Annotated in this window: 22 protein-coding genes and 1 pseudogene; 11 read left to right on the top strand and 12 right to left on the bottom strand. The window is 60.7% G+C overall.

The annotated features are described in order from the left end of the window. Nucleotides 1-165: 165 nt before the first annotated feature. Entirely contained in the window at nt 166-1302 is a 1137-nt protein-coding gene (locus ACVZUB_RS31670; RefSeq protein ID WP_482628576.1) for an acyl-CoA dehydrogenase family protein, read from the top strand. 27 nt (nt 1303-1329) lie between these two features. Then, nucleotides 1330-2418 carry a CaiB/BaiF CoA transferase family protein gene (locus ACVZUB_RS31665; protein ID WP_482628575.1) on the top strand — a complete coding sequence of 363 codons (1089 nt, stop codon included), beginning with the start codon at nt 1330-1332 and terminating at the stop codon, nt 2416-2418. An 11-nt stretch (nt 2419-2429) separates the two neighbouring features. Here the strand turns inward: ACVZUB_RS31665 and ACVZUB_RS31660 are convergent, their stop codons facing one another. From ACVZUB_RS31660 to ACVZUB_RS31635, 6 genes are all read right to left on the bottom strand, one after another. After that, on the bottom strand, nt 2430-3038 hold the full coding sequence (locus ACVZUB_RS31660; protein WP_376137892.1) for a TetR/AcrR family transcriptional regulator: 609 nt from the start codon (nt 3036-3038) through the stop codon (nt 2430-2432). A 230-nt stretch (nt 3039-3268) separates the two neighbouring features. Beyond that, on the bottom strand, nt 3269-4435 hold the full coding sequence (locus ACVZUB_RS31655) for an ABC transporter substrate-binding protein (RefSeq protein WP_376137890.1): 1167 nt from the start codon (nt 4433-4435) through the stop codon (nt 3269-3271). After that, complete coding sequence (locus ACVZUB_RS31650) at nt 4432-5628, bottom strand: branched-chain amino acid ABC transporter permease (RefSeq protein WP_482628574.1); 1197 nt, start codon at nt 5626-5628, stop codon at nt 4432-4434. The genes ACVZUB_RS31655 and ACVZUB_RS31650 overlap by 4 nt, the downstream gene beginning before the upstream one ends. Before the next feature lie 5 nt (nt 5629-5633). Then, the gene (locus ACVZUB_RS31645) at nt 5634-6515 is read right to left on the bottom strand and encodes a branched-chain amino acid ABC transporter permease (RefSeq protein WP_376137886.1); all 882 of its coding nucleotides are present in this window, start codon (nt 6513-6515) and stop codon (nt 5634-5636) included. Further along, nucleotides 6512-7225 carry an ABC transporter ATP-binding protein gene (locus ACVZUB_RS31640; protein ID WP_482628573.1) on the bottom strand — a complete coding sequence of 238 codons (714 nt, stop codon included), beginning with the start codon at nt 7223-7225 and terminating at the stop codon, nt 6512-6514. Before ACVZUB_RS31640 ends, ACVZUB_RS31645 begins: the two co-directional genes overlap by 4 nt. Continuing rightward, the gene (locus ACVZUB_RS31635; protein ID WP_482628572.1) at nt 7218-7991 is read right to left on the bottom strand and encodes an ABC transporter ATP-binding protein; all 774 of its coding nucleotides are present in this window, start codon (nt 7989-7991) and stop codon (nt 7218-7220) included. Before ACVZUB_RS31635 ends, ACVZUB_RS31640 begins: the two co-directional genes overlap by 8 nt. Before the next feature lie 138 nt (nt 7992-8129). Between ACVZUB_RS31635 and ACVZUB_RS31630 the strand changes: the two genes are divergently transcribed. Beyond that, nucleotides 8130-9296: an iron-containing alcohol dehydrogenase gene (locus ACVZUB_RS31630; protein WP_376137880.1), complete on the top strand. Its 1167-nt coding sequence runs from the start codon at nt 8130-8132 to the stop codon at nt 9294-9296. 615 nt (nt 9297-9911) lie between these two features. Here the strand turns inward: ACVZUB_RS31630 and ACVZUB_RS31625 are convergent. From ACVZUB_RS31625 to ACVZUB_RS31615, 3 genes are all read right to left on the bottom strand, one after another. Beyond that, entirely contained in the window at nt 9912-11603 is a 1692-nt protein-coding gene (locus ACVZUB_RS31625) for a GAF domain-containing sensor histidine kinase (RefSeq protein WP_482628571.1), read from the bottom strand. Beyond that, entirely contained in the window at nt 11600-12247 is a 648-nt protein-coding gene (locus ACVZUB_RS31620; RefSeq protein ID WP_376137876.1) for a response regulator transcription factor, read from the bottom strand. Before ACVZUB_RS31620 ends, ACVZUB_RS31625 begins: the two co-directional genes overlap by 4 nt. An 80-nt stretch (nt 12248-12327) precedes the next feature. Next, nucleotides 12328-13299 (bottom strand): Acg family FMN-binding oxidoreductase, encoded by a 972-nt coding sequence (locus tag ACVZUB_RS31615; RefSeq protein WP_376137874.1) that lies wholly within the window; start codon nt 13297-13299, stop codon nt 12328-12330. A 236-nt stretch (nt 13300-13535) separates the two neighbouring features. Here ACVZUB_RS31615 and ACVZUB_RS31610 point away from each other — a divergent pair, with 236 nt between their 5' ends. Genes ACVZUB_RS31610 through ACVZUB_RS31595 form a run of 4 tightly spaced genes read left to right on the top strand, consistent with a single transcriptional unit; the run spans nt 13536 to nt 15845 of the window. After that, nucleotides 13536-14423: a universal stress protein gene (locus ACVZUB_RS31610; RefSeq protein ID WP_482628570.1), complete on the top strand. Its 888-nt coding sequence runs from the start codon at nt 13536-13538 to the stop codon at nt 14421-14423. A gap of 35 nt (nt 14424-14458) precedes the next feature. Then, nucleotides 14459-15457: a zinc-dependent alcohol dehydrogenase family protein gene (locus ACVZUB_RS31605; RefSeq protein WP_482628960.1), complete on the top strand. Its 999-nt coding sequence runs from the start codon at nt 14459-14461 to the stop codon at nt 15455-15457. Further along, entirely contained in the window at nt 15454-15705 is a 252-nt protein-coding gene (locus tag ACVZUB_RS31600; RefSeq protein WP_376137870.1) for an HAD family hydrolase, read from the top strand. The genes ACVZUB_RS31605 and ACVZUB_RS31600 overlap by 4 nt, the downstream gene beginning before the upstream one ends. Continuing rightward, nucleotides 15702-15845 carry a hypothetical protein gene (locus ACVZUB_RS31595; protein ID WP_482628569.1) on the top strand — a complete coding sequence of 48 codons (144 nt, stop codon included), beginning with the start codon at nt 15702-15704 and terminating at the stop codon, nt 15843-15845. The genes ACVZUB_RS31600 and ACVZUB_RS31595 overlap by 4 nt, the downstream gene beginning before the upstream one ends. A gap of 12 nt (nt 15846-15857) precedes the next feature. Here ACVZUB_RS31595 and ACVZUB_RS31590 read toward each other — a convergent pair whose 3' ends face one another. Continuing rightward, nucleotides 15858-16235, bottom strand: a complete 378-nt coding sequence (locus ACVZUB_RS31590) for a hypothetical protein (RefSeq protein WP_376137868.1) — start codon at nt 16233-16235, stop codon at nt 15858-15860. A 238-nt stretch (nt 16236-16473) separates the two neighbouring features. Between ACVZUB_RS31590 and ACVZUB_RS31585 the strand changes: the two genes are divergently transcribed. The 4 genes from ACVZUB_RS31585 to ACVZUB_RS31570 are packed head-to-tail and all read left to right on the top strand — an operon-like array spanning nt 16474 to nt 18869. Next, nucleotides 16474-16992, top strand: coding sequence for a flavodoxin domain-containing protein (locus ACVZUB_RS31585; RefSeq protein ID WP_482628568.1), 519 nt, complete (start codon nt 16474-16476; stop codon nt 16990-16992). Continuing rightward, nucleotides 16989-17921, top strand: a complete 933-nt coding sequence (locus ACVZUB_RS31580) for a universal stress protein (RefSeq protein WP_376137864.1) — start codon at nt 16989-16991, stop codon at nt 17919-17921. Before ACVZUB_RS31585 ends, ACVZUB_RS31580 begins: the two co-directional genes overlap by 4 nt. Beyond that, nucleotides 17918-18169, top strand: a complete 252-nt coding sequence (locus ACVZUB_RS31575) for a hypothetical protein (RefSeq protein ID WP_064444989.1) — start codon at nt 17918-17920, stop codon at nt 18167-18169. The genes ACVZUB_RS31580 and ACVZUB_RS31575 overlap by 4 nt, the downstream gene beginning before the upstream one ends. Nucleotides 18170-18179: 10 nt before the next feature. Beyond that, a complete protein-coding gene (locus tag ACVZUB_RS31570) occupies nt 18180-18869 on the top strand; it encodes an SDR family NAD(P)-dependent oxidoreductase (RefSeq protein WP_482628567.1) in 690 nt (229 codons plus the stop codon). On the opposite strand, the pseudogene ACVZUB_RS31565 reads toward ACVZUB_RS31570, so the two are convergent. Together ACVZUB_RS31565 and ACVZUB_RS31560 are read right to left on the bottom strand one after the other, a co-directional pair. Beyond that, nucleotides 18842-18973 (bottom strand): annotated as a pseudogene (locus ACVZUB_RS31565) (PadR family transcriptional regulator); the annotation flags it as partial. The gene ACVZUB_RS31570 and the pseudogene ACVZUB_RS31565 overlap by 28 nt on opposite strands. Before the next feature lie 369 nt (nt 18974-19342). Next, on the bottom strand, nt 19343-19744 hold the full coding sequence (locus tag ACVZUB_RS31560; protein WP_376137859.1) for a VOC family protein: 402 nt from the start codon (nt 19742-19744) through the stop codon (nt 19343-19345). Between the last annotated feature and the right edge of the window lie 521 nt (nt 19745-20265).

Here is a 20265-nt window from a genome sequence, read left to right as displayed (position 1 = left end):
TCTCGTATTTTTCTGACTCTATAGTCACTGAACGTACATAGCCTGCAATGCAACGTCAAGAGCCGATTTCCGTTCACGTACAACCTTGTTCGTGATGCTTCACCACGTTACTCTGACTTTGAAGTCATCTTTACGACTAGATAGTCACTAACTCTGGAGGCCGTAATGATCCCCCCTTGGACCACCGAGCAGGAGGCCCTGCTTTCATCGTTCGTCCAGTTCTGTCGGGACCGCGTCCGTCCTGCGCTCGAGGCCTCGAAAGAACCCATCGGCGCAAGCCGAGAGCGGTTGCTGCCGCTGCTTCGCGGCTTCCTCGGATTCGGACTCGGCAACGGGCGAGTCCCGGTCCCCGACGGAGGACTCGGCTTGGACGCAGTCACGGCAGGGCTTATCTTCGAAGCCGGGATCGAACATGCCGTCGACGTCACGACACCTGCCTTCATCAACGAGACAGTCGGTCTCGTTCTCGCGCGCCACGCGTCAGCTCCCCTACGCGAGCGCTACCTTTCCCCGCTCATGACGGGCGACAGGATCGGCGCCACAGCGAACACTGAATCGTCCGGCGGTTCAGATGTCCGTCGCACGGCAACACGCGCAACGCGAACCAGTGACGGTTACCACCTGCGCGGCACGAAGGTCTGGATCACCAACGGCCACATCGCCGACTTCACCATCGTGCTCGCCCGGACCGACGACGATGCCCTGGACCTATTCGTAGTCGACAAGGAAACCCACGGCTACGGCGTGACACCCCTGGTCACCAACGGATCGATTACCACCGCCGAACTTTCCTTCGATGTCGAAGTGCCCGCCGACCATCGTCTCGACACCCAGGGCAAAGGGCTGGGTGCGATGCTCGGCACCTTCCAGGAAGCGCGGGCGCTCGTCGCTCTGAACGCTGTCGGCTTGGGACAAGCAGCCCAATCGGCAGCCCTGCGCTACGCCGATGAGCGGGAACTCTTCGGCGATTCTCTAGCCGGCAAGCAACTCGTACAAGCCAAGCTGGCAGACAACCATGCTGAGATCCAGGCCGCACGCGGGCTCGCATACCAGGCGCTGTCTCTCGTGGATCGAGGTCAGCCATTTGCACTCGCGTCTGCGACCGCCAAACTGTTTGCCACCGAAATGGCCCATCGCGTCGCCGATCGCGCACTCCAGATTCACGGCGCTTACGGCACATCCCCTGATTTTTCTGTCGAAAAGTTGAGCCGACTCATCGCGATGACCCGCATCTACGAGGGTCCGTCCGACCTCCAACGGCTCATCATCGGCAAGTCCCTCACCGGACGCGCAGCTTTCTGATCACCCTCAACCGCAAGGACTCTCCACATGACACTTCCCCTTTCCGGACTCCGGATCGTGACTGCCGCCGAGCAATACCCCGGGCCGTACGCCACGATGATCCTGGCCGATCTCGGCGCCGAGGTCATCATCGTCGAACGCCCAGGAGCCGGCGATCCGACGCGAGCGTTCCCCTCCTTCCACGCCGCTCTCAATCGCAACAAACGCTCGGTGGCGCTCGACCTCAAGAGCGCCGAAGGCCGCGCCGGATTGCGCCGACTCCTTGGCACTGCGGACGTGTTCATCGAGGGATTTCGCCCAGGAACAATGACTCGTCTCGGTTTCGGTCCGGACGACGTCAGTGCCATCAATTCGCAGACCGTGTATGTCTCGATCACAGGATTCGGGCAGACCGGCCCGAACCGCCTCAGAGCAGCACACGATATCTCGTATCAAGCCTCAGCAGGACTGCTCCATGCGAGAGTGGCCGATCGCGACACTTCCGCGATCGACGAATTGGCATTGGGAGACCTGTCGTCGGGCACCTTCGCGGTGGTCGGCACGCTCGCTGCCCTCCTCGCCCGGCAACAGACCGGGCGGGGCGCGCATGTCGACGTGTCGATGACCGACGGACTGGTGTCCTGGCTGACTGCCTCACTCGTACCGTCGTTGAACGATCAGCCGAATCCCGAGCTCGGATCAGCCGAACCCGCCTACGGGCTGTTCGCATGCGCCGACGGCAAGCTGCTGAGCTTGTCGGTCGCATACGAGGACTGGTTCTGGGAGCCGCTGTGCGACCTCCTCGACATGTCAGATGTCCGTGAGTTACCCCGAGCGGCCAGGATCCGGGGACGCGTGGCTCTACGCGACCGGCTCGAGAACGCGCTGCTTCAACGCACCCGTGACGAGTGGTCCGGCCTGCTGGATGCGGCGGACATCGCCTGGTCTCCCGTCCTGGATATTGCGGAAGTTCAGCAGGACAAGCACTTTCGAGATCGAGACCTGTTTCACGCAGTGCCACTCACCGATGGCACGACGCTGACCTGTGTAGCCCAACCGCTGATGTTCGACGGTGCCAGACCTGGCCCCACACGCGGTACTCCCCGACTCGGGGAGGCGAACCGCGACCTGTTGTAGCCCACCACTGCTCAGGGGGCGGTCAAGCCGTCGAGCAACATCCCGGACATCTCGACCGAGAGTTCCGCCGGCGACTGGTCCCGCTCCGGGTCGTACCAGCGCGGAATCCAGTTGATGGCTCCCATCACGGTGCGCACGACTAGTAGTGGGTCGAGGGCGGCTTTGAGACTGCCGTCCGCGACTCCCCTCTCGACCATGGTCGAGAGGCTCAGTTCGAACCCGCGCCTGCGCTCGACCGCTTCCTTCCGGTCAGCGGGCCGCAAGGCGTCGACTTCCAGCAGTGCGGCGCAGGCACCCAGGTTCTCCGCAATCCGCTCCAGGTAATACCTGATCGCAAGCCGAAGTTGCTCTGCACCGGTAGTGGCGAATGATGAGTGCTCCATCGCTGCGTCACCGATGTCGAGTGCTTCCTTGTGGCACTCGAACAGAATTTCCTGCTTGTCCCGCACATAGTTGTAGAGCGTGCCCTTGGCGATGTTGAGCGAGCGAGCGACGTCGTCGAGGGACGTGTTGTGATACCCCTTTCGCCCGAATGCGCGAGAGGCCTCCCTCAAGACAGCCTGGCGTTTGATCTCACGGACCTGCTCACTCGTTTTGTGTTCGTTCTCCCAGCGCGCCATTGCTCGGTGCTCCCCCTTTTGTCCATGCAGACAGTCGGTGCCCAAAACTGCCGTGCCTACAACTGCCGATGCCTACAACCAAACAGATCCATTCGATTGTCATCGGAATGACACCACAGATCAATTCGATGACTGTGATGACCAATGGAGTGAACACCAAGTATGACGTGTTTCTTCACAGGCGGCAGGGCCCGACTCGACGTCGGGCCCTGCTGCATGGTCACCGCGGTTCAGCTACAAACCGGTTCGCCCAATGCCTTGTGAGATCCGTTCTCGATCGTGACAAGTTCGAAGCATCCCAGAGCGACACGATCGGTTGGGGAGAGTTCTACCGAACCGAACCACGGACCGTCATCCAGGGTGAGCGAATCGTGAGCCTCCATGAGAGTTTCACGGTTCAGATCCTCACCTGCATCTTCGAGAACGGACGCCAGAATCGTTGCGTTGGCAATGCCCACCATCGTCCACTGATTGGGTTCAACCCGTTCCCCGTACTGACGGACTATGTCGTTGGCTGCCTTGACAACTGGGTCGGACTCATCTTGATAAGGCCTGACCGACAGGGCGGAAACGACGCCGTCCGCCGCACCACCGGCATTCGTTGCGACGCTCGAGTCGTAGCCGACCGACGACACGAGGGTCGGTACATTCCAGCCCAACCGTTCTATGGCGAGGAGCCCTTGCGTAGCGAACTTCGGAGCAGACGCGAACAGTAAGACGTCCACTCCCGCTTGACGCAGCGCGGTGATCTGCGTCGAGACATCGGCATCGGTGGTGCCGTAGCCCTCGGAGGCGTAGCGTCCGGCAAACGCCAGGGTCAATGCCGCATCGACCGTCTTACCCGAGTTGTCGTTCTGGTACAGCAGGCCTACCTTGGCTCCGGGATGGATTCTTTCGATGTAGTCGATCCACAGTGCCGATTCCATGCCGTATGTCGGCTGCATGATCGACACGAAGGGCATCGGTGGATCTACGAGTGCGTCCAGGCCGGTGATGGCAAGAAGCGTCGGTATCTCGTCCCGATTGTTGGTTGCAGCAACAGCACTTTGCGTGGCGCCGCCGACTCCTCCGACGACGGCCAGCACTTCGTCGGACTTGACCAGTCTCGACGTCTCGGTCACGGTCTTCGCCGGATCGTACGCATCATCGCGGACGATGAGGTCGATCTTTCGGCCGTGAATTCCACCGTCCGCGTTGACTTTCGCGAAATACGCCTGCATCCCCTTCGCGAAACCGCTGTAGGATGCTCCCGGACCGGTCAACGGAGCGGTCATTCCCAAGCGCACCGTGTCGTCGGTGACACCGACGACACTGGACTCATCCGACCCGCGTGCTTGGCCACACGCAACCAGGGTGAGCGCCGTCGCACACGCGACCAGCACAGTGATTGGCTTCAATTTCTTTCTCCTTCTTCTGATGTTGCGTCGACTGGAATTCGTGCTGGTGCCGCGGGACCTGGAACCAGCGATGCATCGGTGACTGTCGTTCTGCGGTGCCATGTGTGGAACAGGGCACCGCGGCGCTGCGGAAGGCCGGACAGACCCGTCGGCATCAGCAGGAGAACGAGAATCAGCACGATCCCGAAGACGGCCTGCGGGCCGAATGCCACGGAGAATCCCGACCCCACCGGTACGGAGATCTCTTCGAGATGGGTTTGCAGAAGATGTACGGCGCCGGCTCCGATGAATGCACCGACGATGGAACCCGTGCCACCGATGACGACCATGACCAGTAAGTGGATGCCGAGCATCAGACCGAAGCTGTCCGGACTCACGAAACCAACTGCAACGCTGTAGAGACCGCCGGCCAGCCCGGCGAGGAGTGAGCTGACGAGAAAGGCTTGCATCTTTGCGCGCCCTAGGCTGATCCCGATACCGCGAGCTGCGACAGGGCTGTCGTGCATCGCACGGAGACCGAAGCCGACGGGTCCGCGCGCGATATTCCAAGTCAGCACACCGGCCACTATCGCGACGGCCAGAACCAACAGGTAGAGAAACTGGTCGTCCGTGAGTGCAGGAATCGGTGAGTGCAGCGGCGGAATCGAAATCCCGTGCACCCCGCCGGTGACATCGGCGAAGTACTTGAGCAGGATTGGCGCCACGATCGCGAACGCACCGGTAAGAATCGCCAGATAGACGCCGTCGAACCGCACTGCAACGAGGCCGAGAAGCCATCCGATCAGCCCGGTAACCGCAACCCCTGCCGGGATCGCAGCGAGCAGAGGCCATCCATGCTCGCTCGCGAGTATCGCAGTCGTGTACGCGCCGATTCCCAACATCGTTCCCTGGGCAAGGCTCAGCTGACCGCTCAACCCGAGCAGCACGTACAAACCCAATGCTGCGATCCCGAAAATCAAGACCTGCACGAGATCAACTGGTGCAATCAGTGACGGTGCGAGAACAAGAACGAGCAGAGTCGGCAAGGCCGAGGCACGAGCGAGCCCTAGTGCACGCCCGACAGCTACTCCGGCGATACCCGCAGCGACCAGAACGAGCCAACCGGGGATCCACGCCATGCTGTAGAGCACGCCGTAGACCACTGCCGTTGTAGCTGTCCCGGCGACCGCCGCGATAGTTCTGCGATTCGTCAATCGATTCATACCTTGACCACCGGTGCCTTTCCGAACAGCCCGCCTGGTTTGACCACCAGAACGAGAATCAGGGCGAGAAGTGTTACGACAATGCTCAATTCGGTGCCGATGAGCTTGAAACTACTTGCGACTGCGTTCAACAATCCGAGAAGCAGGCCGCACACGACCACCCCAGCTGGACTCGTCATACCGGCGAGGACCAAAGTGGCGAACGAGAACAGAAGCAATGCGTAGGCCGTACTCGGGTCCAGGAGAAGCAGATTCACGGCGAGCATTCCGGCAACCGCACCGACTGCCGACGCCAGACCCCATCCCAGCGAAATGATCCGATGATTGCTGATGCCCATGAGCGAGGAGGCAGTGGGATTGTCGACTACGGCGCGCATCGCCAGACCGACACGCGTCAGGCGGAACAGAGCCGTCAAACAGAGCATCACACACGCTGCTGTGCCCAGAATCCCGATGCTGACCCAGCTGACGCGGGCATCCCCGATCTCGACAGTCCCGGAAGGGAACGGCGACGGGAACGATTTCGGTCCCGCCGGCCACCAGTCTCGTTGGAAGCTGTTGAACATCATGAACAGCCCGATCGTCACGATCATGACAGTGAGTGGGTTGGCCGCGCCCGCAGGCCGGACGAAGATTCGCTCGACCACGACACCGAGCACGAACGAGAAGAGAACCGTCGCAGCGAATCCCAGCCACAGACTCACACCGAAGCTCACGATCAGAGACCAGGCTACGTAAGTACAAAAGACCGCCATCTCCCCCTGCGCGAAGTTGAGCACGCCAGTGGATCGATAGACCATCAGCAACGACAATCCGACGAGTCCGTAGATCACGCCGATCGCCACCCCGTCCACAACGAGTTGCCAGCTCAGATTCATGCCGTTTCTCCCAGATAGATTGCTCGCAGTGACTCGTCCGACCGGATCTCGTCAGCGGTTCCGGAAACACTGATCCGCCCCGACGCCATGACATGCGCGTGCGACGCGATAGACAGCACCGTCGTGATGTCCTGCTCCACAACAAGTACGGTGAGATCTAGGTCCCGACACACTTCCCGCAAGGTGCCGTACACCGCGGCAACAATCTTCGGCGCCAACCCCAGTGATGGTTCGTCCAGAAGCAGCAACTCCGGCTGCGCCATGAGTGCGCGCCCGATCACCAACATCTGTTGCTCGCCGCCGGACAAAGTACGCGCTGTCTGCGATGTTCGGGCAGCAAGCACGGGGTAGTACTCGAGGACACGATCGAGCATCGACCGGTCGACGCGGCGTCGACCGAGGCGATGACTGCCCAAGCGGAGATTCTCGAGCACCGTGAGGTTGCCGAAAATCTCACGTCCTTCCGGGACTGTCGCGATACCCGCCCGGGCGATTCGCTCAGGAGACAAGGACTCGAGGCGCCGACCTTGCCAGACGACCGATCCGCCAATCGGCCGGACGAGGCCGTTGACAGCTTTGACGATGCTGGACTTCCCAGCGCCGTTGGCGCCGAGCAATGCGACCACTTCGCCTGGCGCACAGGCAAGGTCGACAGAATCGACTGCTGCAACGGCGCCGTAGGAGACCGTCACTCCAGTCAGCTCAAGCATGGTCGCCTCCCGCTGGAACGCCGAGGTACGCCTCGATGACCTTTGGATTCAAACGGACTTCGACCGGCGTCCCCTCGGCGATCGGCTTTCCGGCGTCGAGCACGTGAATACGGTCGCTGATCGACATGACCAGCGGCATGTGATGTTCGACCAGGAGAACCGACACGTCGAGGTCGGTCCGGATCCGTGTGATGGACTCTCCGAGTTCGTCGAGATCGGCATGGGTCAGTCCCGCTGCCGGTTCGTCGAGGAGCAACAGACGTGGCCTGCCCACCAGTGCTCTGCCGATGTCCACACGCTTCTGCACCCCATAGGGCAGGGCGGTCACCGGAAGATCCAACAAATCTTCGAGACCGAGTCGACGAGCCGCGTCCAGGGCAGCGGAACGTGCCAAACCAACGAGCCCGGAACATCGCCTTGCCCAGACGGCACCCGCGAAGAGTCCACACCGCTCGAACGCTTCGTAACCCACGGCCAAGGTTTCCGCGACTGTCATCGAACCGAAAAGCTCGAGTCCCTGATAGGTACGGCCGATTCCCAGACCCGCGATCGCATGGGCGGGAAGTTCGAGAAGATCCTCGCCCTTGAATCTCACCTGGCCTGCCTGCGGATCAACTATCCGCGTAATCACGTTGAACGCGGTCGACTTTCCTGCACCGTTGGGCCCGATGAGCGAAACGATCTCCCCCTCGCCCACCTCGAGGGATAGCCCGTCGAGGGCCTTGAGCCCGCCGAAGCGAACTTCGATATCCGAGACTTCCAACATTGCTGCTCCAAAATGGCCTCATGGTCAATTACTTGACTTTCAAGTCATCGATTGATGTGATGCACACCATAAAGGTGAAGATTTCTCCTTGTCAATGCCGACCCCACCATGACCCGAAACATGAAAAGGACTGGGACAGTGCGCTTTTTTACAACACCGCCAATCGAGAACGTCACCTTCGGCGAGGGCGCATTGGAGGCTCTGCCCGAGCGACTCGGATCCATCGGAGGTACCCGGGCGCTCGTCGTCATGTCTGCATCCCTGGCCAGAGGCAGCGTCGGGGAGCGGGTACAGACGGTCTTGGGCGGTGCGGGAATCGGCACCTTCGCCGAAACCCCTCAGCATGTTCCTCGGGAAGCCGTCCTCGCCGCCGCACGGATGGCCAGAGAATGCGGCGCTGACAGCGTGATCAGCGTCGGCGGCGGTACGTCGATCGACTGCGCAAAGGGTGTCGCGATGTGCCTTTCTCAGGGCCTGACCGAGTTGTCCCAATTCGACGCTTATCGCGCACTTCGAACAACGGACGGCGAGGTCATACTTCCAAAAGAGCTCGAATCAGCCATCCCACACGTATCGATTCCTACGACACTGTCTGGCGCCGAGCACACCGACATCGTAGGCATCAGCGATACTCGGACCCACGCCAAACACGTCTTCCGCTTCCGTGCTCTGGCTCCTCGCGCCGTCATCCTCGACCCACACGTAGCCGCCTACACGCCTCCACAACTCTGGGCTGCGTCGGGAATCAGGGCACTGGATCACGCAGTCGAAAGCATCCTGGCCAACGGGAGCATTCCTTTCGTCGACGCTCTCGCCACGAAGGCGATACGCATGCTCGACGATCACTTGGCGCACAGCACATTTCATCCCGACGATGCGGCCGCTCGGTCAGCGTGCCTCGAAGCCGCGTGGCTGGCAATCTTCGGAATCACGAACACTGGAGCCGGACTGTCGCACGCGATCGGCCATCAACTCGCGACTCGGTTCAACCTCCTTCACGGAGTGTCGTCGGCGATCATGCTCCCGACGGTAATGGAATTCAACGCTCCCGTGACCCGCGAGAAGCTCGCGCTCATAGCCGCAGCCTTCGGGTGCACCGACGACGGATACGCCTCATCCGCTCCAGAACTTGTCCGTCAGTTCGTCGACCGGCTACCTGTACCCAACCGAATCTCAACGGCAGGAGGCAACCGTTCACACTTCGCCGAGATGGCCTCAGAGATCGCGGGCGACATCTCCTTGGCCTCCAACCCCCGACCCGTGACCGAGAGCAGCATCGTCACGCTACTGGAAGCGGCGTGGTGACGATCAAGGATTGGGTAGCCTGGAACGATTGGGTAGCCTGGAGCGAGCTTCACCCTGGATGAGCTGCGCGTCGTTCATCGCATTTTCTTGATCAATTCTGCTCCATGGACGGAATCGTCATCGGATAGGAGGGAGTCGGGCGCACGTCATGGCGCTACACCTACGTATCGCGGCTGCGTCGCGAGTCCCGAGAATCCTTGCAGTCGTGTTGTTCTCGTGACCGGCGCCTGCCTGGCGACAACGACGACTCCCGGCTCATTTCTTTGTCGAAACGTACTGACAGAAAACATCTTTCGATCCGTCGACTTGTTTCATTGCCAGTTCATTCAGGAATATTCGGCGATATCCGTGACCCACAACTTGTTCGACTCGTCACGAGTGAGTTTACGGTCCACGAGATCGCACGCGGCCGAGGGTCTGCTTGGGACGTGCCCGCCTGCTTCCCGGAAGTGCTGCCACACCAGTAGCTCTCATCAGCAATTCGATGCAGCCGTACCCAACAGCACTACCGTTACTACGGTGACCAAGAGTGAGTTCAGTGTGGAAACGCCGCGCAGGCGATTCCTCGAGTCGACCCGTTGGCACTCGCGTACTCGATCAGCACTTTGATCATCGTCACCCGTTCCAGTCTGGTAGTGGCACCGACCAGACCAGCTTCGTACCGCATCCAGGGAGCGGCCGTACCTCGAACGTCCCGTCCCGTGCGAGCGCCCTGTCGCACAGGTTCTTCAATCCACGCCGGTGCGTGGTCGGTTCGAAACCTATACCGTCATCCTCGATCACGATGGTCAATGCATCGTGCACGTCGACGGTGATCCCAACGGTGGACGCGTGGGCATGCTGGACCACGTTGCTGAGAGCCTCTCGTACTACCGCCTCAGCTTGCTCTCCCAACGAGTCATCTACAACTGACAGCGGCCCTCGGACTTGGACAGTTATCCGCAATTCGGTGTCAGCGCTCGCTTCTGCTACTACCTGGTTCAATCGTTTTCGGAGAGACAGCGCTCCGTCGTCACCTGAATGCAGGTCGAAAATGACACGGCGAATGTCCTGAATTATTTCTTGCAAGTCACCGATGGTCGCGTCGAGACGCCTCTGCACTTCCGGCGCGCGCGCACGCTGAAGGGTCCCCTGTACGGACAACCCTACGGCGAAGAGCCGCTGAATCACGTGATCGTGAAGGTCACGAGCAATCCGATCCCGATCCGAGAGAATATCCATTTCGCGCATCCGACGCTGATTGTCAGCCAGCCGCAGCGCAACCCCACCCTGGTCGGCGAACGCCGACATCAACGAAACCTGATCGGCGGTGTATTGCTCAGATCCCTTTACTTTCAACACGACCAGAACGCCCTGAATGTACTGGCCGTCTCTCAGCGGCAGTACGATCGCGGGTCCGTACTCGTTCTCGTCACCGAATCCAGGATCGAAGGCCAACGACTCGGTTGAAATCGGCATATTCGACCTGTAGGCGGCACCGGACGTCGAGCAGTCCAACGGAATGCTGTGCCCCACCAGGATGTCGGATTCGGGTCCACTGGCAACTGTGATTACCAGCTCGGCTGGCTCTCGTCCTGTTACTTCCGGGTCGGGGGGCACGGCGAGAAACGCACAGTCGGAGTGTGTGAGAGACGAGGATCTGTCTGTGATCAATTGAAGGACCTCCAGCGGATTCACCCCGGCCAACAACTCGGTGGTTACCTCGCTGGTCGCCTGCATCCACTCCTGCTTCATCCGAGCCAACGCGTAGAGCTGCGAATTGTCGATCGCGATTCCAGCGGCTGCAGCAAACCCGAGAACTGTCATTTCGTCGCGCGCAGAAAACTCCTCTCCGTTCGATTTCTCAGCGAGGTAGAGATTTCCGAAAACCTTGCCGCGCGTCTGAATCGGCACCCCGAGAAAGGTCCTCATCGGCGGATGGTGTTTCGGGAAGCCGACCGAGGCGTCGTGCTCCGCCAGATCGCCCAACCGCAACGGCCTCGGATCGGAGATCAGAACGCCGAGCACACCGCGCCCGCGCGGAAGGTCACCGATCAACTTCGTCGTCTCCTCGTCGATTCCTTCGAAGACGAACTGGTTCAACTCATCGCCCTCGCCGACTACACCGAGCGCCCCGAACTTCGCGTCGACCAACGCGATGGCAGATTTGACGATCGTCCGTAGCGTCGAATCCAGATCCAGACCGGAGGACACTGCCAGCAAGGCTTCGAGAAACCCGTCGACGTGGACGAGTTGTTCCATCGGGACGCCCAATTTGACCGACGTCGTCCCGCTCTCCAGGCGGGAGCCCGACTCGCTGTTCGTCATGGCCGCGGCAGATGTTCGTGCATCTTTGTTGCCAGTATCGCCGCCTGAGTTCGTCTCTCGACGCCCAGCTTGCTCAACAATCGCGACACGTAGTTCTTCACTGTCTTCTCCGCCAAGAACATCCGCGCCGCGATCTGTCGATTCGTCAATCCTTCCCCGAGCAATCCCAGCAAAACGCGCTCTTGTTGGCTCAGTTCCTCGAATGGACCGTTCTTATCCGCTGCATCGGTTCGCAGCTTGGCCATCAAGGCGGCAGCAGCCCTGTTGTCGAGTAACGATTTCCCCGCACCGACATCTCGAACCGCTCGGGCGAGATCCAGGCCTTTGATGTCCTTGACCACGTAACCACTCGCACCGGCCAGGATCGCGTCGAGCATCGCCTGGTCGTCCTCGAAGGAGGTGAGGATCAAACACCGCAAACCAGGCAACTTCGACAGAAGTTCACGGCACAGTTCGATGCCGTTTCCGTCAGGAAGCCGAACGTCGAGCACAGCCACGTCGGGCTTCAGAGCCGGGATCCGCGCAATGGCATGGGCGTAGTCCGACGCCTCTCCAACGACTCGCAACCCTGGGTCGTCCTCCAGCAACTCGACGAGGCCGCGCCGAACAACCTCGTGATCATCCACCAGGAACACGTCCGTCATCGAACCATCCGTTCTGCCACCATCGGCGCATTCGCCCACATAGAACGACTACCCCGCGGCGGACGAACGAATCACCCCGCTCAACTCAGGGTGAGGACATCCGCGACGGATCGTCGTGGTGTCTCCGCCGGCCGGGTGGCCTCGGGCGCTCGCCCGATTCGGACCAACATCTGCGGCACGCCGATCTCAGGAACCAGTTTCCCGATGACCGAACGACTCACTGTCACTTCGGTCATGTGCGAGAGCGGGCAAGTCGCCGCACCTCGCACCGTCGACTCGAGTAAGACGCGAGAGAGCGCTTGCCCGGCTCGCAACCAGTCGATACGTGCGTCAGCCGGGGTACCGAGGGCCACGACAGAGGATTCGTCGATCGGGCCACCGACTTCTACAGGCGAATCGGGACGGAAGGGAAATTTCCGTCCCAGCGGAACGCCACCGGCGCCGGAAACAAGTGCAGTTGCGGGAATACCGCCCGATTTCAAAGAATGCCCAGCCCACCAATGAAGCTCGGCTTGATACTCCGAGTCGTATCGTCTGGCTGCAGCTGTCGCTTCTGTCGCGGCGGTCAGGCCGGTCCGTTGAGCCTCGTTCAGCACCACAACTCCCACCTCCCAGCCCGCGGCATCGTGAGCCACACTGTCGACCACGTCGTCGATCTCCTCGAATATCCCGAAGGATCGCCGGTCGGTCCGCCGACGTCGGATAGCCGTCAACATGTCGAAGTCGTGGGAACGGGGATGCCCGTCATGCCGAAAGGTGATAGTGGCAAGAAGACTCGGGGACACCGCACGTTGTTCGTAGTGAATCTCTGCGTTCCAGCGCAACCCCAAGAGACCTACTCTCAGATGGTCGAGAGCAGCACCGCAACTGATATGCAGTTGCCGCCCCGTGGGATCGGCAGCCCGCAGTAGCCTGCTGTGATCACCGAACAGTTGCAGTTTGCCGTCCGTGTAGATCCATCGCCAGGGTTGGCTGTTGTGCAGAGACGGCGCACGACACGCGAGATCGACAGCAAGTTGGATCACGCTCGAATCCGGTCTGGTGAGGTCCACGTCTCCTCCGATCTCGGGCGGCCCAACGCCATTCGCACGGCCCTCAGTAGAGAGCGTTGCAGGATCACACGTTTCGCAGTAGAGCCAATGGTCACCGACGAACCGATTGTGTGAATGTAGATCCAACCGACTGGTGACACCGAAAATGACTTTCTCCTCTGCCGTCGCCGATGGCTTTCGCGAAAAATTCGGTCACGGCCAGTTGGCATCCATCGCGATGAGCAAGGAGAACAGTCGTGAAAATCAACCCACCTGTCGTTGTCGGATTTGACGGGTCGTCGCAATCACGGGACGCGGTGTGGTGGGGCGCGCATGAAGCCGCACTCAAAGGCGCACCTCTACTCCTCCTGACGACAATGTTCACCCCGACCACCTACGGCGTTCCGATCGGTATGCCGGCGTTCTACTTCGACGAACAAGAAGCAGCCGCCAAGAAACGACTTGCCGAGGCGACCGAACTGGCCAAGCAAGCGATCGGCGACAGTGCAGTCGAGATCGATGTCGAACTGGCGTCGGATCCTCCGATTCCAGTCCTTCGCCATATCTCCAAAACTGCCCGGGTCATCGTCGTCGGAAGCCACGGACACGGCGAATACACCGGCGGTCTAGTCGGTTCGGTGAGTTCGTCGCTGGCAGTGCACTCCCTGTGCCCGGTCGCCATCATTCGGGGACTCGCTGGCGACGGGGATGTCGCCACTCGTCCTGTTGTAGTCGGGGTCGACGGCAGCGTACACAGCGAACCCGCCATCGCAACCGCCTTCGAGGAAGCCTCCATTCGCGGCGTGGAGTTAGTTGCGGTCCACGCATGGTCCGACGTCGCCCTCGACGTAGTTTTCTCGAAGTTCAGGGAGGTCGATTGGCACGCTCGTCAGGACACCGAGCGCGCGCTACTCGCCGAAAGTCTCGCTGGTTACGCCGATCGCTACCCAGATGTCGGCGTCAACACCGTCGTCGTGAAGGACAGGCCTGGGCGGAATCTCGTGAATCACACCGAACGAGCGCAACTGGTTGTCCTGGGTCGACGCGGTCGTGGCGGATTCAGTGGGATGCTCCTCGGTAGCACCTGTCGAGAGGTGCTTCACGACGCGCACTGCCCGGTGTTGATCGTCAACAGTCACCGATGAACGAGATGACTCCCCGAGTTCCCGCTGCACAATGGATGATGTCGTGGCACGTCGACAGACCCGGACCTGTCGAGACGCACCCACTCGTCAGAAGACTTGTACCACGCCCGACAATAGGTGCCGATGAACTACTCGTTCGGGTTCTCGCCTGCGGAGTGTGCCGAACCGACCTTCACGTCGCCGAAGGCGACCTGCCCGTACACCGCCGCAACATCGTCCCCGGTCACGAGGTGGTCGGGCTCGTCGAAGAAGTCGGAACATCTGTCGAAGCGTTCCTGCCGGGAGATCGTGTCGGGGTTGCGTGGCTCCACTCGACATGCGGTGAATGCCGCTACTGCCGACGGGGAGACGAGAACCTGTGCCCGAACTCCACCTACACCGGCTGGGATGTCGACGGCGGGTACGCCGAATATACGTCTGTGTCAGAAAGATTCGCACTCAAACTTCCGTCGGGATACCACGACAACGAGCTTGCACCACTCCTGTGCGCGGGAATCATAGGATTCCGCGCGCTCGAGCGCGCAGACCTACGCGAGGGAGGGCGGCTGGGAATCTACGGATTCGGCGCGAGTGCACACCTTGCGGCCCAGGTGGCCATCGCTCGCGGCGCGGAAGTACATGTGATGACGCGCAGCGAGCCCGCGCGCGAGCTTGCCCACTGTCTCGGAGTCACTTCGGTACAGGGCGCATACGACCGTCCACCCGAACCACTCGATTCGGCAATGCTTTTCGCGCCGATCGGCGAACTCGTTCCCACCGCTCTCGAGGCACTGGACCGCGGAGGTGTCCTCTCCATCGCCGGAATACACCTCTCCGACATACCTGTGCTGAACTACCAGAAACATCTGTTCTACGAGCGCGAGGTTCGCTCGGTAAGTTCGAATACCAGGCGAGATGCCTTGGAGTTCCTCGAATTCGCCAGCAATCACCACCTCGATGTCCACACCACGCCCTATCCGCTCACTCGTGCGAATCGCGCGCTGGAAGACCTGGCTGCCGATCGAGTCACCGGTGCAGCAGTACTGATGCCATGAGTATCTGGCGCCCCGAGAACTCCGAGCACGCCTCGGTAGTCATTGGTGGACAAGTATTTCGAGCAGTCTTGTTCGACATGGACGGAGTGGTTACCGATACCCGACAAACGCATCGAGCGGCGTGGGGTTGCTTGTTTCACGAATTGAGCGAGAGTGGCGGCGTCGGGAACGTGGAACTCGATGACGAGAGCTACCGAGAATTCACCGTGGCCACCGCCTTCGAATACAGTGCACCCATTCGGATGTGACCGTGACATCGGAGACGAAAGATGTCCCACCGATCGAACTTTCGATACACGCCACAAGTTACACCCTTGCTGCAAGTTCCTCGGTGAACGTGGCGTCTACATCTACATCGCGGGCAGCTTCGGACACCGACGAAGTCTGAGCAGCGATGCCGTCACTCGACGTCAATCGGCGGATCGAGGGCGAATCCTGCGTCGGTCAGATCCGTATAGGCGGGCTCGCCGTGCGAACCGTCCTCTCGAACCTCGACGTATCTGGCCGAGTAGGCACGGGGATCAGCTGCGTTCTCCGATGCAGACAACCTCTCCAACACGACAGCGCCAGGCCATCGCGCATGTACCGCCGCAATCAGAGCCTTCCCGTCTACCGCCTCCGCCGAAAGCGGTCCGCCCTCACCAACGACCACGACATGCCGACCGTCTGTCAACAACCACACCCCGACCGGGAACGACCTGGCATCGACATTCTCGCCGATCACCGCCACTGTCTCCCCTGTTGCGCTCACCAACCGCGCAAACCTTTGCGAGTTCATTGTGCGCCTCCTGAGCAGCCGTACCGGTCGAGTCGCCACCTGCCGTCGACGCTAGCCCACAACAACCACCACCACAGGTGCCGACTGCACACGGATCAGAAGGCCGAAAGACCCTTTTTCGTGCACCTCGCGGCCCTGACCAGGAAGTCCTGACCCCGGCACAATTCGAATCACGATCACCCGAGCACGGCGAGTGCATGTGAGCAATCACCGTGTTGATTCCCGAGCGGAGCATTGGATGAAGACACTGGTCACGGCCGCAAGCCGCCACGGTTCAACAAGCGAAATCGCAGATTATCTCGCGAAATCCCTGCGAGAGAGCGGAATGGACGCGGACCGCCGACACCCCGACGACGTTCTCGAACTCACCGCGTACGACACGATAGTCCTCGGGAGCGCGATCTATATGGGGCACTGGATGAAGGACGCAGAGGAATTCACCAAACGCTTCTCGGATGCATTGCGGCTTCGCCAGGTTTGGCTGTTCTCCTCGGGACCGATCGGTTCCGGCGAATCCACGACCGGTGTTCCATCCGACATCCCCACCTTGATGGAGAAAACCGGTGCAGTCGAACACAAATCCTTCGCAGGCAAACTCGACCGCGAAGGATTGGGGTTCGGTGAACGAGTAGCCGTACGAGTCGTTCACGCGCCCGAAGGCGACTTCCGGGATTGGGCTTCGGTTCGCTCCTGGGCTGAGTCGATCCTCGAGGCAGCTCGCACCACACGGGATTTCGAATCAGAGGAAACGTCATGAACCGCGGAGCACCAATCGTGGTGGGTGTCGACGGGTCGGCACCGGCGCTGTCCGCAGTTCGATGGGCGGCCCGAGAAGCCGTACTTCGCACTCGACCGCTCCACTTACTGTCCGTGATGCCTGACGAAGCATCCACTTTCGGCGGTGCTGTCAAACTCGGTGCACCACGGTTCCCAGACCAACGAACTGTTGGTCGCGAACGACTCTCCACAGCTCGTTCCGAGGCGCTGCTGTCCGCAGCGACGCTGGGAGACAGAGAATTACAGATCGTCGACAAGCTGAGATTCGGAAACGGTGTAGAAACACTCCTTGACGAATCCCGCACGGCTGCAATGCTTGTCGTCGGATCACACGGGCTCAACCAATTCGCCGACGCGATACTCGGCTCCGTCAGCGCGGCAGTGGTACTCCATTCGAACGTGCCTGTCGCAGTCATCCGAAACGTCCCGAATTCGAAACAGCCGCAGATGAGCGGTCCGATAGTGGTGGGTATCGACGGGACAGAGAACAGCGAACCCGCGATTGCCGAAGCGTTCGAGACCGCTTCACTCCACGGAGTGGAGCTCACTGCAATCCATGCCTGGAGCGACTCCGACCTTACAACCGTGTTTCGCTCCGACCCTGACGGTGTATCGCTGGACTGGGACACGATCTCAACCGCCGAGCATGCGGTCTTGGCGGAAAGGCTTGCGGGGTGGAGGCAGGAGTACCCCGACGTCGCCGTTCGATGTGTCGTCGTACGTGACAATCCTGCAAGACAATTGGAAATCGAATCGAAATCGGCACAACTCGTACTCGTCGGACGGCGAGGACGGGGCGGATTCTCGTCGATGCTACTCGGCTCGACGAGTCGCCGTCTCATGCACACAGCGTCCTGCCCGTTGCTGATCATGCCGTCCCCCACCCGCCAGAAGGACCAGAACACGTGACAACGCACCTCGAACCCCAATCACCACCGAACTCGCCCTCGGACCGCAACCAATACTCCACCACAGTCAATCGACTCGCCGCGGAGTTCAAGGGACTCATCTCGGCGGAATGCATCAACATCGTCGTGACAGGCTGCCTCGACGATCTGTCCTGGACAACGCCGCAAGCCCGACCTGAACTCAGCGAACGACTCGCGCGGCAACGCATCATCAGCTATCTCGACAGCAAGGCCGACAACTTCAACTGAAGGGCTACGCATGACCGACCACAACGGAAGAAGCGCTCTCATTTCCGGAGGAGCGAGCCAGGTCGGTGCGGCCATCGCCAAAGCCCTGTCCGAAGAAGGCTTCGGAGTCCTCATCGGCGACCTCCTCGAAGGAGAAGGAAACGCCACAGCATCGAAACTCGGTGACCGCGTGGCGTTCCAGCGTTCCGACGTGACACAACAGGAGAGTTGGGAATCCGCCATCGACACAGCCGAGTCAACTTTCGGACATCTGTCCGTCCTCGTCAACAATGCCGGAATCATCGAGTCGGGAAGCGTGCAACTACAACGCCCCACGCAGTTCAAACATGTCCTCAATACCAACCTGTACGGAGCAGGGCTCGGAATACACTGTGCTGCAAAGTCCCTGACAACCGCAGGCGGAGGTGCAATCGTGAACATCTCCTCCACAGCGGGCCTGACCGGATACCAGGGAATGGGTGCTTACGTTGCCAGCGAATGGGGCCTTCGAGGACTTACCAAGGCGGCGGCCCTCGACCTGTGCGGCAACAACGTACGAGTATGTTCCGTCCACCCCGGACCGATACAGGGCTCAGCGACAAATGATTTCGGCGGTTTGCCTTTCGTCGCCGATCAGCCTATCTCGCGTCGAGGGTTCAGGCGGGTGCCCATCGGCGCCCCTCATACCAATCCGAACAGATCTGGGCGGCTGATCTTGTAGCGATGATGCGCGAGTTCTTCCGACATCCAGGCCCCGTAAATCGGTTCCTGCGCAGCGTGATGAAGGAAGTGAAGCCGCACAGCGGCCCGCTGAAATTCTTTCATCACCCCACCCCTCGCATATCGATATCGGACCCCGATAGTACTAGCGTGAATCGAACGGTCATTCCGCATCCCGACGTCACACTTTGCCACGAGGCGAAATCGTGCAAACCGCTTCGATCTTCGACCGCTGCAACTCGCCCTTCGTGACGTCACCTCGCTCCTCCGGCCGAGCAGGCCAGAGTCAGCTCCCTCAACGCATTACCGCCTGAACACAGCGAAGCGGGATTCAACAGTCACGCGGTACCCGACACGACAGACACACTGCCAGCGACGCTCACCGACAACTGCTTGCTTCGAAATACGCGACCGCGACTGAGGCAGCCTCGGGCCGTGTTGCCACGGCGGTAAGCCATTCTCGGCGTGCTCAGTTCACGGGTAGACGGCAATCTCGACGAGATTGCCGTCCAGATCCCGACAATAGTGCGACACCATCTCTCCCATGGCACCTAGCTTGGTCACGGGCCCGTCGAGCACCTCCACCCCACAGCTCTCCAGGTGGGCACTGACAGCATCCGGCGAAGCCGACGTGACGAAGCACAAATCCTCGGAACCTGCCGCCTCGACGGCACCGGTGGCCCAGCCGGGGTCTTGCTCCACCGTTCCGAGCGGCCTCAAATTGATCTTCTGAATTCCGAACTTCACCGCAGTGCGAGCCGTGGGACCGAATCGCTCGATCGTCATTCCGAGTACTGTCGCGTACCACTGGGCTGTGGCGTCTACGTCACGACAGTTGATCACGATGTGGTCAAACCGCTCGACCGAGAATCCCATGGTTGCGCACCTCATTCATCACCGTAAACGACTCCAGAAAGTCACCCTACAGCGACGGCCCTACCTGCGTTCTTGTGCACATGCCCCGCCTCGAACAGGCACTCGCCGAGAGTCGCGAGGCGGGCACCGACCTAGCCCACTCAGGCGGCACGCGGTTCTCGGTGGTCCGCCCCGGGCCGCACGCTGAACCGGAACGGACCGAGCGCGCCGATTATCGCGCGCGGACCAGGTGCCCACCGGCGCCGGAGCGTGACCGCACCTCCGTGGTCGGCCCGTACGAACTGTCAGGGACGGGCGCGCAGTCTCGGCGGTCCGCCGACATCAGCTGTGAACATCCCGTCGGCGGACCATGCGTGTCGGGACCGATGAAAGTTCGACACGCAGATCAGTGGTCCACCGGTGAGAACAGGTGGGGTTCATCCGATGGACCAAACCAACTAATGCCTCACCCATTGAACTTGCAAACATGGGCGATCCGTCCGGTCGCTCGCCAGTAACAACCGGACGGATCAACCGCACCC

This window comes from Rhodococcus sp. OS5 (genome assembly GCF_056837585.1).
The sequence above is the reverse complement of the archived record's forward strand: the minus strand, read 5'-3'. Positions and strand labels throughout refer to the sequence as shown.

Bases quoted from the DNA above. Each gene is read 5' to 3' on its own strand.
- ACVZUB_RS31605 (WP_482628960.1), top strand. From the start codon at position 14,459: ATGATGTCGTGGCACGTCGACAGACCCGGACCTGTCGAGACGCACCCA.
- ACVZUB_RS31635 (WP_482628572.1), bottom strand. From the start codon at position 7,991: ATGTTGGAAGTCTCGGATATCGAAGTTCGCTTCGGCGGGCTCAAGGCC.
- ACVZUB_RS31560 (WP_376137859.1), bottom strand. From the start codon at position 19,744: ATGGGATTCTCGGTCGAGCGGTTTGACCACATCGTGATCAACTGTCGT.
- ACVZUB_RS31645 (WP_376137886.1), bottom strand. From the start codon at position 6,515: ATGAATCTGAGCTGGCAACTCGTTGTGGACGGGGTGGCGATCGGCGTG.
- ACVZUB_RS31585 (WP_482628568.1), top strand. From the start codon at position 16,474: ATGAAGACACTGGTCACGGCCGCAAGCCGCCACGGTTCAACAAGCGAA.
- ACVZUB_RS31625 (WP_482628571.1), bottom strand. From the start codon at position 11,603: ATGACGAACAGCGAGTCGGGCTCCCGCCTGGAGAGCGGGACGACGTCG.
- ACVZUB_RS31670 (WP_482628576.1), top strand. From the start codon at position 166: ATGATCCCCCCTTGGACCACCGAGCAGGAGGCCCTGCTTTCATCGTTC.
- ACVZUB_RS31580 (WP_376137864.1), top strand. From the start codon at position 16,989: ATGAACCGCGGAGCACCAATCGTGGTGGGTGTCGACGGGTCGGCACCG.
- ACVZUB_RS31620 (WP_376137876.1), bottom strand. From the start codon at position 12,247: ATGACGGACGTGTTCCTGGTGGATGATCACGAGGTTGTTCGGCGCGGC.
- ACVZUB_RS31640 (WP_482628573.1), bottom strand. From the start codon at position 7,225: ATGCTTGAGCTGACTGGAGTGACGGTCTCCTACGGCGCCGTTGCAGCA.
- ACVZUB_RS31660 (WP_376137892.1), bottom strand. From the start codon at position 3,038: ATGGCGCGCTGGGAGAACGAACACAAAACGAGTGAGCAGGTCCGTGAG.
- ACVZUB_RS31590 (WP_376137868.1), bottom strand. From the start codon at position 16,235: ATGAACTCGCAAAGGTTTGCGCGGTTGGTGAGCGCAACAGGGGAGACA.
- ACVZUB_RS31600 (WP_376137870.1), top strand. From the start codon at position 15,454: ATGAGTATCTGGCGCCCCGAGAACTCCGAGCACGCCTCGGTAGTCATT.
- ACVZUB_RS31665 (WP_482628575.1), top strand. From the start codon at position 1,330: ATGACACTTCCCCTTTCCGGACTCCGGATCGTGACTGCCGCCGAGCAA.
- ACVZUB_RS31570 (WP_482628567.1), top strand. From the start codon at position 18,180: ATGACCGACCACAACGGAAGAAGCGCTCTCATTTCCGGAGGAGCGAGC.